The sequence below is a fragment of the Acinetobacter sp. S54 genome (genome assembly GCF_016624945.1).
Lineage (GTDB): Bacteria > Pseudomonadota > Gammaproteobacteria > Pseudomonadales > Moraxellaceae > Acinetobacter.
Genome location: NZ_JACVUI010000006.1, coordinates 114,563 through 130,586, shown reverse-complemented (window position 1 = coordinate 130,586; position 16,024 = coordinate 114,563). Strand labels below are relative to the sequence as shown.

The following is a 16,024-nucleotide window of genomic DNA, read 5'->3' as shown; positions in this document are numbered from 1 at the left end:
ATTTTCGTCAAGACTCAAACCTAAAACTTCAAATAATAAAAAAGCGCACATAGAATATGTGCGCTTTTTTAAATCACATTAACCTGCTTGATCAAGCAACATATTACGGATGTGACCAATTGCCTTGGTTGGGTTTAACCCTTTTGGACAAACAGATACACAGTTCATAATACCTTTACAACGGAACAAACTAAATGGATCGTCAAGACGCGCCAAACGGTCAGCAGTTGCAGTATCACGCGAATCAATAATGAATCGATAAGCATTTAACAATGCAGATGGGCCCAAAAATTTATCAGGGTTCCACCAGAACGATGGGCATGATGTTGAACAACATGCACAAAGAATACACTCATACAAACCATCCAAGTGTTCACGCTCTTCAGGAGACTGTAAACGCTCTTTTGGTGGTGCAGGTTGATTATTAATCAAGAACGGCTGAATTTTGTCGTATTGATCATAGAATTGGTTCATATCCACAACCAAATCTTTAATCACAGGTAAACCTGGTAGAGGACGAATCACGATTTTTTCTGGTAAATCGTTCAAGTTCCACAAACAAGCTAAACCATTTTTACCATTGATGTTTACACCATCAGAACCACAAATCCCTTCACGACAAGAACGACGGAAAGTAAGTGTTTCATCCTGCACTTTTAGCGCAAGCAAGGCGTCAAGCAACATACGGTGCTTGTCGGTTAGCTCTAGCTTATAGGTTTGCATGTACGGCGCTTTATCCTTATCAGGATCATAGCGGTAGATTTCGAATGTACGAGTACCTCTACTCATCTTTATTCTCCTGATTAGAATGTACGTGGTGCAGGTGGAATCGCGTCAACAGTCAATGGAATATAACGTACAGGCTTATATTCAAGACGGTTGTCTACTGAATACCAAAGTGTATGCTTCATCCATTCATCATCACGACGACCATATGGGTAATTCGGATGATCAGGTGGCAACTCATAATCCACGACGGTATGCGCACCACGACACTCTTTACGTGCAGCAGCTGAGATCAGCGTTGCTTTCGCTACTTCATACAAGTTTTCAACTTCCAAAGCCTCAACACGCGCAGTGTTAAATACTTTAGATTTGTCTTTCAGGTAAATATTACGAACACGTGGTTCAATCGCAAGAATTTGCTTCACACCTTCGTCGAGTAATTCCTGAGTACGGAATACTGCGGCGTGATCCTGAACGATATCACGAATTGCATCTGCGACTTCCTGAGCATTTTCACCAGAATTTGAATCATCTAAATGACGAATACGTTTGAGCGTATTTTCCAGTACATCTGTTGGAAGTGGCGCGTAATCATCACCATGATGTTTAGTGACATAATCAATAATATGTTCACCCGCTGCTTTACCAAATACCACAAGGTCAAGCAAGGAGTTTGTACCCAAACGGTTTGCACCATGTACAGATACACAAGAACACTCACCAATTGCGTAAAAGCCTTTTACAGGTTTTACAAAGTCTGGACAGTTTGTCTCAAAGGTATATTCTTTAGTGTCATTATTGTAGTTGGTTTCCAAATGCAGATTTTCAGTTGCAACTGGAACCACAACCTGACCGTGAATATTCGTCGGTATACCACCCATTTGATAATGAATAGTAGGCACAACTGGAATTGGCTCTTTAGTAATATCAACGTTCGCGAACTTTTTACCAATCTCAAATACAGATGGTAAACGCTTCATGATAGTTTCTACACCCAAATGAGTCATATCTAGCAAGATATAATCTGCTTTAGGGCCACAACCACGACCTTCTTTGATTTCCTGATCCATAGAACGTGAGACGAAATCACGTGGCGCCAAGTCTTTCAACGTTGGAGCATAACGTTCCATGAACGGTTCGCCGTCTTTGTTACGAAGGATTGCACCTTCACCACGACAACCTTCAGTTAAAAGTACGCCAGCACCCGCTACACCTGTTGGGTGGAATTGCCAGAATTCCATATCCTGTAAAGGAATACCTGCACGTGCTGCCATACCCAAACCATCACCAGTATTGATGTAAGCATTGGTTGAAGCACGATATACACGACCCGCACCACCTGTAGCAAACAATGTGGCTTTAGCTTGGAATACCGCAATATTACCAGTTTCCTGATCGTAAGCAGTTACCCCAAGTACATCACCTTCTTCATTACGAATCAGATCCAAAGCGATCCATTCAACGAAGAATTGAGTACCCATTTTTACGTTGCTTTGATAAAGCGTATGTAAAAGTGCATGACCTGTACGGTCTGCAGCAGCACAAGCACGTGGAACTGGCTTATCACCATAGTTAGCAGAGTGACCACCAAATGGACGTTGATAAATTGTACCATCGGCATTACGGTCAAATGGCATACCCAAGTGTTCAAGTTCATAAACCACTTTGGGTGCCTCACGCGTCATGAACTCAATCGCGTCTTGGTCACCTAACCAGTCAGAACCTTTTACTGTGTCATAAAAGTGGAAATGCCAGTTATCTTCCTGCATGTTCCCCAACGACGCACCAATACCACCCTGAGCGGCAACTGTATGCGAACGTGTCGGGAATACTTTGGTCAGCACCGCAACTTTTAAACCTGCTTGAGCAAGCTGATAAGCAGCACGCATACCAGAACCACCACCACCTACGATGACAGCATCGAAAGTAAGGTTTTGGATATTTGAATAATCTTCTTTAGGGGTTATCGCGCCCATGATGTCTTCCTATCAATTCGCCCAGAAAATCTGGATTCCCCAGATCACAAATACAAACACTGCAATAATCACAGCTGATGTAAGTACCAGACGTAAACCTGAAGCTGAAGGACCCATTTGACGAGTAGTTACATAGTCAGTAAATACTTGCCACATCCCAATCCACGCGTGTGCGGCCAATGATAAAATTGAAAGTAAAGATAAAATCTTCATTGGCAAAGTCATCATAAAACCAGACCATTGCTCATAGTTAAAACCACTATGAAGCAGGATCCAGCCCAAAATAACTACGGTATAGACCGCTAACACGACCGCGCTAACACGCTGGATAAACCAATCGCGAGAACCTGAACCTGTTAAACCTGTAGCACTTTTCATTAGAACATAATCCATACGAATGCTGCGAGAATACCAATCACAGACAAGATCAATGAAATTGTAGCTGCAGTACGACCACTTTGTAGTTCTTCAGCAAAACCAAGGTCGGCAAGTAAATGTTTGATTCCATTAACAAAGTGGAAAATCAAACCCGCTACAAATACCCATACGATGAAACGTACGAAAAAGTTTCCGAAAACGACATTTTTAACGTATTCAAATCCTTCTGGTGAAGATAAAGATTTATCTAGGATCCATAAAAGAACGGGAATTAATAAGAATACGATCACACCAGAGAGACGGTGTAAGATTGATGCAATAGCCACGGGTGAGCGTAAGTTTACCGCTAACACCTGACCCATGGACAAATTGACAGGTCTGTTGCTTTTCACAGCGGGCATCCTGTAGGTAAAAACTCCAGCCGGAGTTTGTTGGAATTAATTCGAAGGAAAGCTGGCATTGTCAGGCAAGCAAATGCCTAAACTTAATAAACGACACCGAATTATAAATCGTCAAATATCAAAATACAAACGATCACATTTGGCTTTTTCCTAAAAAAATCATTAAATAAGAATCATTCACAAATATAATTAAGCTTTTGCTCTATTCAATTCATTCTATAGCTTATCTATGTCCTTATTTTTTATAAATTAACAACAATATTCTATTTTTTGATCTTTTCTTAAATAAGATAAAAACTAATTAGACTAAAGATGAAAATTATTTTTTAGCAAAAATCTCACCATATGATTTTTTACAGTTTTTCTACAGTTCAACAGACTTTATATTCAATCTCACTATATTTCTTTGAAAAATATAAAATCTAGTTGTTATACATTTTGCGTCACAAACGTATGAGAAAGAGTAACTTAATATGTGTATAACTTACGTGATAGACGTTACTTCATCGCGATTACACCTTTAAAATAGCAGTTAAAAAATGGATTTAAGACGTCACACTGATGACTTTTTAGACAAAATCACCAAATCAACAAGCTATTTTTTAATCAATCAAACTTCAATTTTTACTTATTTTCTTTTTTTTAATTTTTATATTTGCGCAAATAAATACACTCAATTTACGATGCTAAGTTATCGGATTTCATTCATTTTAAGGAAAAACTGGCATTTTATTTCAGATTAAAAATGCGACTAGCACATAATAAATTTGCTTACAATTTACTCCCGAGGACTGATTTTTTTCTGCACCTCGTCATAAATTTGACTTATTATAGCCCGTCGAGACTGTGATTTTATTCAGTTTTTTCTGAGTGATGCACATGGAATATCTCCCTATGGATCAAGCGTTTTTCATCCATAAGTATGATTGACAAAATCACAGTAGCCTCTAATCTTATAGCAATTTTTGACCCCGTCTGATTCGCGCATTAAAAGATTAGTACTTCGAGTCAGATTAACATTCACCAGGACAGGAGATCTATTGAATGTCTGAAGCAACTGGCAAAAAAGCCGTATTACAGCTTGATGGCAAAGAAATTGAATTACCAATTTACAGCGGCACATTGGGCCCAGATGTAATCGACGTTAAAGATGTATTGGCCTCAGGTCACTTTACTTTTGATCCTGGTTTTATGGCGACTGCTTCTTGTGAATCAAAGATCACGTTCATCGATGGTAACAAAGGTATTTTGTTACACCGTGGTTATCCGATTGATCAACTTGCAACGCAAACAGATTATTTAGAAACTTGCTACCTTCTTCTCAATGGCGAGCTTCCAAATCAAGAACAAAAAGAAGAGTTTGACAAAAAAGTTCGTGCCCATACGATGGTTCACGATCAAGTTAGTCGCTTCTATAATGGTTTCCGCCGTGATGCACACCCAATGGCAATAATGGTTGGGGTTGTTGGTGCGTTATCTGCGTTCTATCACAATCAGCTTGATATCGAAGATGTTAATCATCGCGAAATTACAGCGGTTCGCTTAATTGCTAAAATTCCTACTCTTGCAGCATGGAGCTACAAGTACACTGTAGGTCAACCATTTATGTATCCACGTAACGATTTAAGTTACGCTGAAAACTTCCTATACATGATGTTCGCTACTCCTGCTGATAAAGATTACAAAGTTAATCCAGTGCTTGCTAAAGCAATGGATCGTATCTTTACTTTACATGCTGACCACGAACAAAATGCGTCTACATCCACTGTACGTTTAGCGGGTTCAACTGGTGCAAATCCTTATGCATGTATCTCTGCAGGTATCTCTGCACTTTGGGGACCTGCTCACGGTGGTGCTAACGAAGCTGTATTGAAGATGCTTGATGAAATTGGTAGCGTTGAAAACGTTGCTGAATTCATGGAAAAAGTGAAACGTAAAGAAGTTAAACTCATGGGCTTCGGTCATCGTGTTTATAAGAACTTTGATCCACGTGCTAAAGTCATGAAACAAACTTGTGATGAAGTACTTGCTGCATTGGGTATTAATGATCCACAACTTGCACTTGCAATGGAACTTGAACGCATTGCACTTTCTGATCAATACTTCATCGACCGTAATTTGTACCCGAACGTAGACTTCTACTCAGGTATCATTCTTAAAGCGATTGGTATTCCTACGACAATGTTTACAGTAATCTTTGCACTTGCACGTACTGTAGGCTGGATCAGCCACTGGTTAGAAATGCACAGTTCTGCTTACAAAATCGGTCGTCCTCGTCAGCTTTATACTGGCGAAACTCAACGCGACATCAAGCGTTAATTTTCCAACGAAAGTTAGCCACAAAAAAAGACCGCCTAGTGCGGTCTTTTTTATACCTGATAGAATCAGGATCGAAACATCTGCAACAATATAACCGCGAATTAGCTATGTGAATTACTGCGATACATACTGCATGATGGTTGAGTATTCTGTTGTAAACGATGTATTTTACGTTGTTCTGCCGCTTCAAAACGGCAACGCTTCACGTCACTCTCCAGTTTTAAAGCTGGAACTTGTTGTGGCTTACCTTCTTCATCAACTGCCACCATAGTGAAATAGCAACTATTGGTATGGCGAATACTTCTCTTACGGATATCCTGTGACTCAACTCGAATACCAATTTCCATTGAAGTTCGACCTACATGATTGACACTTGCCATAAATGTGACTAACTCACCGACATAAATCGGCTCTTTAAAAGTCACTTTATCGACAGACAAAGTCACTACGTAACTTCCTGAATAACGACTTGCACAAGCATAGGCAACTTGATCAAGCAGTTTTAGAATTGTTCCACCATGTACGTTTCCTGAAAAATTTGCCATATCAGGGGTCATGAGTACTGACATCGCAAGTTCAGACTGATCATCTGAAGCTTGAGTAATTTGATCTAATGGAGACATTCTTGCTGACTCTATGAAACAATAACATAAGCTTCCATTATGATCCTTTTCTTGCAAGAAAAAAATGTCTATATCGGCAAATCAATATATTATTTAAAAAGTATTAAAAGATGTATTGATCTAAATAAAAGAAAAAGTAAAACATATTATTTCTTAAAATATATGTGGTCTATTTATTAGTTAAAAAACTGAGCCAGATTAAAATAGAGGACTCAGTTTTTTATTAGTCAGCTATTTAATGAATATCATTCATTACACCTACAATACCTGTAATAATCATATCCACCGCAATAGTACCGATCAATAAGGCAGATAAACGCCCTACAATATCAACATACCGATCAATATATTTGGCATGTTTATAACGCAAGTGATCATGTGCAAATTTCATCAAAATTAATAAGCTACATGTAATTGCCAATGTGAAGGCAATAATAACTGCCGCGCCGCCAATCGGTAGACCAATCCCTGTGACAACAGCTGCACTAATCGTTCCTGGTCCAATCATAAAAGGCATAGCGATGGTGCCCGCCAAATGTTCTGGCGCACCGCGCATTTCACCAATAGTGTCAGCGCCCTGAAACACGTAGCGATAACCAATCACCAAAAAGATCAGTCCACCAAATATTTGAAAAGCTTCAAAACGCACATTCAGATATTTACTAAAGATGGTTTCGCCTCCCCACGCAAATAGCACGAATACGACAAAGGCAATCAGACAACCTTGAATTAAAGCTTTATTAAACACTTTGGCTTCCGAGTTTCGGATCATGCCAATCATATAAATGCTCATCAAAAAAGGATTGAGCAAGGAAAAAAATAAGGCAAAGGAATGAATATAGGGCGTTAACATTCAGCTGCTCTCCTAGGCTTTAGGATCTGGAAAAAGTGGACGATTACCGGGACTAATCCGATTAATATGTAAAAAAGTCATGTGCCGTTCATAACGGTCCAGAATATCGTTAATCACCTGCTCTTTGGTATAACCTACAAGATCATTCCCCTGCGAACCTTCGTATAAATAAGTTTCCAGACGATAATAAAATTGTTTACCACGCTTACCGCGCTCACTAAAGTTTGGTGCAATATAACGGACCGGCCAAATTTGATAGATAAAATTTTGCTCTTCTTCTAAATGAAGGGTGATATCCAGATGATACAGCTCTGCATCGTCTTCTAATGGAATTTCAGCAACATCGACCTTTACCGCACGTTTTTGCAATTCTTCCGCAACAGCAAAAACGGCAGGACGACAGATTTCATTCAACATGCGTTTAGTTTCAAATGTTCCCGGATGGTGCATCACTCGAGATAAGCGTTTCTTCCAATTTAAAATGTCTACATTTCCAACTACAGGGGCAGCATTCAAACTAGCGCTAGCTTGCCGATAATCCTCTAAACGTAATGATTTATATAAGCCTGCCATGACTAGAAACATCACAAAACTAAAAGGCAGACCCATAATTATAGTGGCATTTTGTAGCGCAGTAATACCATTGGTCATCAACATCGCCAAGGTCAATAAACCGATTGCAATCGCCCAAAACACACTAAGCCAACGCGGCGCATCATGATCAACATTGGTAAATTGAGTGGTAAAATTACCCAATACTAATGCACCAGAATCCGCCGAGGTTACATAAAACAATAATCCAGTAATCGTGGCGACACCCGCAATAAAGGGAAACCATGGATATTGAGCCAATAAGTCATAAAAACCATGTGCAGGATTGGCTAGAACTGTTTCAGCAAGTGCGATATTGCCATCGAAAATCACATTGTGTAATGCGCTATTACCAAAAATAGAAAGCCAAGTTAAAGTAAATAATAAAGGAATAATGAGTGTTCCAGACACAAATTCTCGAATGGTACGACCACGAGAAATACGTGCCAGAAATAATCCCACAAATGGCGACCATGCTACCCACCATGCCCAGAAAAATAGTGTCCAACTATTCATCCACGCTTTGGGCTGGTTAAATGCAAAACTTTCCAATGCAAGACTTGGGAAACGGCTCAAATAATCACCGATATTTTGTACTAAGGCATTGAGTAAAAATTCGGTATTGCCCAAAAACAAGATAAACAGCATGAGGCCAACAGAGACATAAATATTAATTTCAGAGAGAATTCTTAAGCCTTTATTGACACCTGAAGTGACCGAAATAATAGTAATAATGACTGCAACTAAAATCAGTGCTGTTTGTATCCATAAATTTTCAGGTAAATCAAATAAAACGTGTAGTCCATAATTCAGTTGTACCACACCGATACCACAAGTCGTTGCGATACCAAAAATCGTCCCAATGACCGCAGCCGTATCCACACTATGCCCAATTGGACCATTAATTTTTTTACCAAAAATCGGATATAAAGCCGAACGAATTGTGAGTGGTAAGTTATAGCGATAGCTAAAATAGCCCAATGCTATACCAATCAAGGCATACATACACCAACCTGTTAAGCCATAATGAAATAGCGTCCAGACCATGCCCTGTCGTGCAGCTTCATACGTCTGCCCTGCTCCCACTGGCGGATGCATGTAATGCGATAAAGGTTCAGCCACCGAGAAAAACATTAAGTCAATACCAATACCCGCAGAGAACAGCATGGCTGACCAACTTAATAAGCTAAACTCGGGTTTGGAATGTTTTGGGCCAAGTTTGATATTGCCATAACGTGAGCACGCAATAAAAATCACAAACACCATATAAAAAGTGGCTGCCAGCAAATAGTACCAGCTAAATGTTGCGCTGACCCAACCCAGCATTTCATTTAATGCGCGATTGGCAAAGTCATTAAATAAAATCGTGGTGAGTGAAAATATTAAAATAATAAGGGCAGAAACATAAAAGACCACACGATTTAAACGATCTTTTTGATGAATGGTTTGATCATCAACTGCTCTTGGATTATCTGTTGCCATACAATCCTCAAGTAAATATTAGAAAATAAAAAAACTCTCAATGCGGTAAAACAGCCAATAAAAGAAATCTATTCAAGCTTAAATCAGAAAAGGATATAAACTTGTAATAGATTTTTAAGTCACGACATCACTCTCTATTTGGCTCATCATTCGTGATCTACACTTATAAATCCAGATATTCTATGTATAGAAAATGCAAAGGTTTTTTGTTAATAAACCATCACAAACCTCATACGTCGAAGATCACAGACGATACACATTAAGAACCTCACGCATGATTGTTCAATCATACAATTAAAACAATTTTATGGGGTGATGATAACGCTTATTGATTGAACGTTCAATCAATAAGCGTTATCATAAAAAAATGCTATCATGTTCTGTAAATGATTTATTGAAGCGAAACCTTATATTTTTAAGGACATACATGAACAAACGCCAAGTTAAACCCGAGCATGTGCGCCGTGAAGAAATTATAAACGCCGCCTATGATGTGATTTTTGAAGTGGGATTATCCAATACCACAATCGCTCAAATTGCAAAAAAAGCCCACCTTTCAGTGGGTATTGTGAGTCATTACTTTGGCGACAAACAGGGTTTAATTAATGCCTGTATGTTGGAAATGTTAAATATATTACGGCGTAAAACCAGCCAATACAAAGCAGAAGTAACCGATTCACATCCGCAGAACATGATAAAAGCAATTATTGATTCAAACTTTGACATTAGTCAGGTCAATCAAAGAGCAATGCGCATCTGGCTGGATTTTTGGTCGGCAAGTATGCACATGCCAGAACTGGGTCGATTGCAGCGGATTAATGATCAACGGTTATATTCGAACCTGAAATTTTATTTCCTAGAGCTGATGCCAAAAGAACAAGCCAGCATCGCAGCTCGCGGTCTTGCAGCATTGATTGACGGCTTATGGTTACGAGGCAGTTTGAGCGGCGATACTCACTTTGACAGTACGCTGGCACGTTCTATTGCTTATGACTATGTCGATACACAGTTAAAACTGATCAAACCAATAAGGCGGGAGAGACAGAATGAATGACGTACAACTTCATCGTTTGTATATTCATGGACAATATGTAGATGCGACCAGTGGCAAAACATTTGATAGCATCAACCCTGCAACAGGTGAAGTCATTGCCACGATTCAACAAGCCTCTCAGGTAGATATTGATGCTGCGGTCAAAAGTGCTGCTGAAGGCCAAAAGATATGGGCAGAAAAAACAGCTATGCAGCGTTCACGCATCTTGCGTCGTGCAGTTGATATTTTACGTGAACGCAATGATGAGCTAGCCCATTTAGAAACCCTCGACACAGGCAAAGCCTATAGTGAAACCTCAACTGTCGATATCGTGACAGGTGCAGATGTCCTTGAATATTACGCAGGGCTGGCTACTGCGATTCAAGGTGAACAAGTTCCATTACGTGAAAGCAGTTTTTTCTATACCCGCCGCGAACCATTAGGAGTCGTCGCAGGTATTGGCGCATGGAACTACCCCATCCAGATTGCGCTATGGAAATCTGCCCCGGCTCTTGCTGCTGGCAATTCTATGATCTTTAAACCGAGTGAAGTAACACCGCTGACGGCACTTAAACTTGCTGAAATTTATACTGAAGCAGGTCTGCCTGATGGCGTATTTAATGTGGTGCAAGGTGCGGGTGGAGAAGTCGGACAATGGCTCACTGAACATCCTGTTATTGAAAAAATTTCTTTTACTGGCGGTGTACAAACAGGCAAAAAAGTCATGGCTAGCGCCGCAGGTTCTACCCTAAAAGAAGTCACCATGGAACTTGGCGGGAAATCTCCACTCATTATTTGTGAAGATGCCAATCTTGATCGTGCCGCTGATATTGCCGTTATGGCAAACTTTTTTAGTTCAGGCCAAGTTTGCACTAATGGGACGCGCGTATTTATCCCCCAATTCCTAAAGTCAGATTTTGAAAAGGCTGTACTTGAACGCGTCCAACGTATTCGTATGGGTGATCCATTGTCTCCAGAGACGAATTTTGGCCCGCTGACCAGTTTTTCGCATATGGATAAGGTTTTATCGTATATCGAATCAGGCCAACAGCAAGGAGCTAAGTTACTCATTGGTGGCAAACGTGCAATGACAGATTCATTAGCCCAAGGAGCTTATGTTTTACCTACGGTATTTACCGACTGTAGTGATGACATGAAGATCGTACAAGAAGAAATTTTTGGACCCGTCATGAGCATTTTAAGTTATGAAAGTGTTGAGGAAGCCATTCAACGTGCTAATAACACCTCGTTTGGTTTGGCTGCAGGAGTAGTCACACAAAATATCTCGCAAGCACATCACATTATTCACCAGCTTGAAGCAGGAATCTGCTGGATCAATACATGGGGGGAATCTCCTGCTGAAATGCCTGTTGGCGGCTATAAACAATCAGGTGTTGGACGGGAAAACGGGCTTTCCACTCTAAATCATTACACCCGGACCAAATCTGTTCAAGTTGAACTGGGTGATTATCAAAGCATTTTCTAACTTAGCTTTATTCTCTTTTATTTTCCTCAAAACATCTGATGTCGCTGCTGCTCAGGCAGCGTGACGCATATAATATTCAGGAATAGTAATGACGACTCAATCTTACGATTATATTATTATTGGTGCAGGTTCAGCGGGTAATGTACTGGCTGCGCGTTTAACTGAAGATGCAAATATTTCAGTCTTACTTTTGGAAGCAGGTGGGCCAGATTACCGGTTGGACTTTCGTACTCAAATGCCCGCAGCACTTGCCTATCCGTTGCAGGGTCGACGTTACAATTGGGCTTATTTAACTGATCCAGAACCTTACATGAATAACCGCCGTATGGAATGTGGTCGGGGTAAAGGTCTGGGAGGTTCTTCACTGATTAATGGTATGTGCTATATCCGTGGCAATGCTATGGATCTTGAAGGCTGGTCCAAACTAAAAGGGCTCGACAACTGGAGTTATGCCGATTGTTTACCCTATTATAAAAAAGCAGAAACCCGAGATATTGGTGGCAATGATTATCATGGTGACCATGGCCCTGTTAGTGTAGCCACCCCTAAAAATGGCAATAATGTGTTGTTCCATGCAATGATCGAAGCAGGCGTACAAGCAGGTTATCCGCATACCGAAGATTTAAATGGTTATCAGCAGGAAGGCTTTGGGCCGATGGACAGAACCGTAACCAAAAATGGGCGTCGTTCTAGTACCGCACGAGGTTATCTGGATATAGCCAAAGATCGCCCGAATTTAACTATCGTAACCCACGCCATGACTAACAAAATCCTGTTTAATGGCAAACAGGCCATTGGCGTAGAATATATTCAGGGTACAAATAAAAACGATCTGAAAAAAGTTTTTGCTCATAAAGAAGTGCTTTTATGTGCTGGAGCAATTGCCTCACCTCAAATTTTACAACGTTCTGGTGTCGGCCAAAGTACTTTTTTAAAAGCATTAGATATTCATGTCGTCCATGATTTGCCGGGGGTTGGTGAAAACTTACAAGATCATTTGGAAATGTATTTGCAATATAAATGCAAACAGCCTGTTTCACTCTACCCTGCATTGAAATGGTATAACCAGCCAGCAATTGGTGCGGAATGGTTATTTTTAGGCAAAGGCATTGGTGCAAGTAATCAGTTTGAGGCAGGCGGTTTTATCCGCTCTTCAGATGAATTTGAGTGGCCAAATATTCAATACCATTTCTTGCCAGTGGCAATCAACTACAATGGTAGCAACGCTGTAAAAGAACATGGGTTTCAGGCACATGTAGGTTCTATGCGCTCTCCTTCACGTGGTCGTATCAAACTGAAATCTAAAGACCCATTCGAACATCCAAGTATTCGATTTAACTACATGTCTACCGAACAGGATTGGCAGGAGTTTCGTGCAGCCATTCGTATTACTCGTGAAATTATGCATCAACCAGCACTTGATCCATATCGTGGCGAAGAAATAAGCCCTGGAAAAGAGTTAAAAACGGATGCTCAACTTGACGATTTTGTGCGAAATCATGCTGAAACGGCCTATCATCCATCCTGTAGCTGTAAAATGGGCGAAGATGATATGGCAGTGGTCGATGATCAAGGTCGTGTACATGGTATGCAGGGCTTACGCGTAGTAGATGCTTCTATTATGCCGCTCATTATTACTGGCAATTTGAACGCAACTACCATTATGATGGCAGAAAAAATTGCCGACCAAATTCGAGGAAAAACTCCTTTAACCCGCTCAAAAGCCCCCTTCTATCGTGCCTGATAAGTTCTGATAGGTCATCGAACATGAATAAATATGATTCATGTTCGATGTAAAAACTTATCTGAGCAGTGCTTTTTTTTCAAATTTGACCATTTAATGTGCTACACATTGACAAACAACACTTTTTCAAGTTTCACAAGATTATGAATAAAATAAGGATTTTTTATATATAATTTGTATTTATCTTAAAAAAAAAGTCATTTCAAATTAAAATTCGATTATTGAGGTTCATCTCTTCTAAAATACGCATCTACTGGAACGTAGCGGTCATCTAAAAATTAATTTATTTGATATTTAATAGATTAATTATCCCTCCCTCTAAACTTTAGATGCCGCTACATTCCATTTTAGGTCGTTGTACGCTGACACTTTTCAGCGCGTAATATTTTTATCTACTCCATTTTTCATTTCCGCATTTCAGTTTTTTCTTAAACCGAGTGGAAAATTTTCTTTCTCATCATTCGCCATTACTCATTTATTTAGAAGAAAAAGACACTCCTCGTCAAAACTTAAACATCCTAATCATGTCTATTAAGTATTTAGACGGTCATCTCGTTTAAACATCCAATAGCATTTATGACTAAAAACCGAACATGCCTTATACACAATTTACATGCATAAAATAGAATGCAGAACATGAAATGATTAAGCTAATTACACCTACTCTGGGTAGATGGAGGAATAAATTGGCTATGTCGAAAATAAGCGGCGTTTCGCACAAATTATATTCTGGATTGTACCTCTTAATCATTGCAATGATTGGGATCTATTGTGCTTTAAACGCAACTTATAATGTCATGATCGGTGGTACACCGTTTTATTTTTTTGCGGTGCTGGTACTTTTCTTACAAAGTATATTCGCCTTGCGTGAGTCTGAGCGCAGTCGAAATCTTGCGGGTTTTGGTTTGATCCTTTTGGTGATGGGTCTGGTGTATACCTACGGACTTATGTTTTTGACTCATCTTAAAGCGATCGTTCTCCTTCCATCAATTTGCCTGACATTGTTCGGACTACCGTCTATTTCTCAACATCCGAGTAAGTCTTATTTACTCAAAATGGCATTATTAATTGCCTTGATTGCGTTGGCATACGTCCAATATTATGAATTGAGTATGCTTAAAGGTTATTACGATTCACTTCCCGAAAATGGAAGCTGGCAATCATATGGGGGGCTATGACAGATTGATATCAAACAAAACTGTCATAGAATCTTAGAATGTAGAATTGCTAAAAATATTTTAACCATGTGATTTGTTTATTCGCATGTTTATACGTTGAAAATGCTTTTACAACAGGGTAAAGCACGAGAGTCAACAACAGCGTGATCAACCATAATTCGCTAACACTTGATACTGCAAAATAACCCGCTTGGGTTGTACCCCAAAACATGACGCACACAACATATAAGAGTTTTAAAACATATAAATGAAGCAAGTAAAAAAACATAGGGACTGAACCGAATACGACCAAGGTCTTCACAAAGCGTGTCTGAATTAATCGCTCAAAAATGATGAGAAGAATAAGTCCTATTCCAACATTCCATAAGATAAATAGCAGTGAAGGTGGATATTTGGTGAGATTAAAAAAACTCATAACACTGAGCATGGCTGAATCATAACCTTGCCATGTTTGATCACCATAGACATTGATCCACCGTAGCACCACAAATAATAAAATGCTAAAAAAGCCAATACATAGCAAATAACGATCACGTTGCTGAGAACTAAATTTTTGTTCAAAAAATTGACCTAAACAATATCCAATCAAAATAACGCCAATCCACGGTAACACTGGATATGAAGTTCTCACACGCAATAATTCAAATTCGATCCAACCGCGTTCATGCAAAATTAACCAAGCGTGTTCAAGTATTGGAATATCCTTAAAACTGATATTGTCGAGTAAGTTATGCCCCATAATGATAAATAGCCCGATACTCAGTAGAATCTTTTTAGGTATCCCAATACACATTGACAAGACCACCATACTCAGGCCAATTGCCCAAATTACCTGTAAATAAATTACGTCTGGAGGAAAGGTCGCTGTCCATGCAAAATTAACCAAGGTCAATTCCAGTAAGATTAAAAATAAGCCACGCTTCAATAAAAAAAGACGTGTTTGTTTAATACTTTGCGTTTTCAACTGAAATAAAAAAGCAGACATTCCAGTGAGTAGAACAAATACAGGTGCACATAAATGTGCCAAAACCCTGCTCCAAAAAAGTGCAGGTTCGGTTTCTGCGACGTTCATTGGATCACTTACTTGTTTGTGTAAGTAAAATGTTTCTCGAACATGATCCAATAACATGATGATAATGACCAAACCGCGCAATGCATCGATAGACTGGAGACGTGGAATAATTCTTGCTTTCGACATACATTCTATATCTTCAATTTATGAAATGTTATATTA

Annotated in this window: 13 protein-coding genes; 5 read left to right on the top strand and 8 right to left on the bottom strand. The window is 39.5% G+C overall.

Translation table 11 applies throughout. The features are described from left to right. Window positions 1–78: 78 nt before the first annotated feature. From IAE20_RS10985 to sdhC, 4 genes are read right to left on the bottom strand one after another with little or no spacing between them, the layout of a single operon-like run. On the bottom strand, window positions 79–789 hold the full coding sequence (locus IAE20_RS10985) for a succinate dehydrogenase iron-sulfur subunit (protein WP_200460688.1): 711 nt from the start codon (window positions 787–789) through the stop codon (window positions 79–81). 14 nt (window positions 790–803) lie between these two features. Next, the gene (gene sdhA / locus IAE20_RS10980; RefSeq protein ID WP_200482303.1) at window positions 804–2,702 is read right to left on the bottom strand and encodes a succinate dehydrogenase flavoprotein subunit; all 1,899 of its coding nucleotides are present in this window, start codon (window positions 2,700–2,702) and stop codon (window positions 804–806) included. Between the two features lie 12 nt (window positions 2,703–2,714). After that, entirely contained in the window at window positions 2,715–3,080 is a 366-nt protein-coding gene (sdhD, locus tag IAE20_RS10975; protein ID WP_200460690.1) for a succinate dehydrogenase, hydrophobic membrane anchor protein, read from the bottom strand. Next, entirely contained in the window at window positions 3,080–3,481 is a 402-nt protein-coding gene (gene sdhC / locus IAE20_RS10970; protein WP_200460691.1) for a succinate dehydrogenase, cytochrome b556 subunit, read from the bottom strand. The genes sdhD and sdhC overlap by 1 nt, the downstream gene beginning before the upstream one ends. 1,044 nt (window positions 3,482–4,525) lie before the next feature. On the opposite strand from sdhC, the gene gltA reads away from it, so the two are divergent. Continuing rightward, on the top strand, window positions 4,526–5,800 hold the full coding sequence (gltA, locus tag IAE20_RS10965) for a citrate synthase (RefSeq protein ID WP_200460692.1): 1,275 nt from the start codon (window positions 4,526–4,528) through the stop codon (window positions 5,798–5,800). Between the two features lie 101 nt (window positions 5,801–5,901). Here the strand turns inward: gltA and IAE20_RS10960 are convergent, their stop codons facing one another. The 3 genes from IAE20_RS10960 to IAE20_RS10950 all read right to left on the bottom strand — a co-directional run bounded on the left by IAE20_RS10960 (window position 5,902) and on the right by IAE20_RS10950 (window position 9,349). After that, window positions 5,902–6,423, bottom strand: coding sequence for an acyl-CoA thioesterase (locus tag IAE20_RS10960; protein WP_200460693.1), 522 nt, complete (start codon window positions 6,421–6,423; stop codon window positions 5,902–5,904). Between the two features lie 235 nt (window positions 6,424–6,658). After that, window positions 6,659–7,276 carry a MarC family protein gene (locus IAE20_RS10955; RefSeq protein WP_200460694.1) on the bottom strand — a complete coding sequence of 206 codons (618 nt, stop codon included), beginning with the start codon at window positions 7,274–7,276 and terminating at the stop codon, window positions 6,659–6,661. Window positions 7,277–7,288: 12 nt separating this feature from the next. After that, window positions 7,289–9,349 carry a choline transporter gene (locus IAE20_RS10950; RefSeq protein ID WP_200482304.1) on the bottom strand — a complete coding sequence of 687 codons (2,061 nt, stop codon included), beginning with the start codon at window positions 9,347–9,349 and terminating at the stop codon, window positions 7,289–7,291. Between the two features lie 427 nt (window positions 9,350–9,776). Here IAE20_RS10950 and betI point away from each other — a divergent pair, with 427 nt between their 5' ends. The 4 genes from betI (at window position 9,777) to IAE20_RS10930 (ending at window position 14,790) form a co-directional block, all read left to right on the top strand. Beyond that, window positions 9,777–10,403: a transcriptional regulator BetI gene (gene betI, locus IAE20_RS10945; RefSeq protein ID WP_200482305.1), complete on the top strand. Its 627-nt coding sequence runs from the start codon at window positions 9,777–9,779 to the stop codon at window positions 10,401–10,403. Next, window positions 10,396–11,868 (top strand): betaine-aldehyde dehydrogenase, encoded by a 1,473-nt coding sequence (gene betB / locus IAE20_RS10940; RefSeq protein WP_200482306.1) that lies wholly within the window; start codon window positions 10,396–10,398, stop codon window positions 11,866–11,868. The genes betI and betB overlap by 8 nt, the downstream gene beginning before the upstream one ends. 88 nt (window positions 11,869–11,956) lie before the next feature. Further along, window positions 11,957–13,612 (top strand): choline dehydrogenase, encoded by a 1,656-nt coding sequence (gene betA, locus IAE20_RS10935; RefSeq protein ID WP_200482307.1) that lies wholly within the window; start codon window positions 11,957–11,959, stop codon window positions 13,610–13,612. A gap of 692 nt (window positions 13,613–14,304) precedes the next feature. Next, a complete protein-coding gene (locus tag IAE20_RS10930; RefSeq protein ID WP_227610991.1) occupies window positions 14,305–14,790 on the top strand; it encodes a hypothetical protein in 486 nt (161 codons plus the stop codon). A gap of 49 nt (window positions 14,791–14,839) precedes the next feature. On the opposite strand, the gene IAE20_RS10925 is transcribed toward IAE20_RS10930, so the two are convergent. Next, window positions 14,840–15,988, bottom strand: a complete 1,149-nt coding sequence (locus IAE20_RS10925) for a DUF1624 domain-containing protein (protein ID WP_200482309.1) — start codon at window positions 15,986–15,988, stop codon at window positions 14,840–14,842. Between the last annotated feature and the right edge of the window lie 36 nt (window positions 15,989–16,024).

Coding starts and splice junctions, on each gene's coding strand:
- IAE20_RS10985 (WP_200460688.1), bottom strand. CDS start 789: ATGAGTAGAGGTACTCGTACATTCGAAATCTACCGCTATGATCCTGAT.
- sdhA (WP_200482303.1), bottom strand. CDS start 2,702: ATGGGCGCGATAACCCCTAAAGAAGATTATTCAAATATCCAAAACCTT.
- sdhD (WP_200460690.1), bottom strand. CDS start 3,080: ATGAAAAGTGCTACAGGTTTAACAGGTTCAGGTTCTCGCGATTGGTTT.
- sdhC (WP_200460691.1), bottom strand. CDS start 3,481: ATGCCCGCTGTGAAAAGCAACAGACCTGTCAATTTGTCCATGGGTCAG.
- gltA (WP_200460692.1), top strand. CDS start 4,526: ATGTCTGAAGCAACTGGCAAAAAAGCCGTATTACAGCTTGATGGCAAA.
- IAE20_RS10960 (WP_200460693.1), bottom strand. CDS start 6,423: ATGTCTCCATTAGATCAAATTACTCAAGCTTCAGATGATCAGTCTGAA.
- IAE20_RS10955 (WP_200460694.1), bottom strand. CDS start 7,276: ATGTTAACGCCCTATATTCATTCCTTTGCCTTATTTTTTTCCTTGCTC.
- IAE20_RS10950 (WP_200482304.1), bottom strand. CDS start 9,349: ATGGCAACAGATAATCCAAGAGCAGTTGATGATCAAACCATTCATCAA.
- betI (WP_200482305.1), top strand. CDS start 9,777: ATGAACAAACGCCAAGTTAAACCCGAGCATGTGCGCCGTGAAGAAATT.
- betB (WP_200482306.1), top strand. CDS start 10,396: ATGAATGACGTACAACTTCATCGTTTGTATATTCATGGACAATATGTA.
- betA (WP_200482307.1), top strand. CDS start 11,957: ATGACGACTCAATCTTACGATTATATTATTATTGGTGCAGGTTCAGCG.
- IAE20_RS10930 (WP_227610991.1), top strand. CDS start 14,305: ATGTCGAAAATAAGCGGCGTTTCGCACAAATTATATTCTGGATTGTAC.
- IAE20_RS10925 (WP_200482309.1), bottom strand. CDS start 15,988: ATGTCGAAAGCAAGAATTATTCCACGTCTCCAGTCTATCGATGCATTG.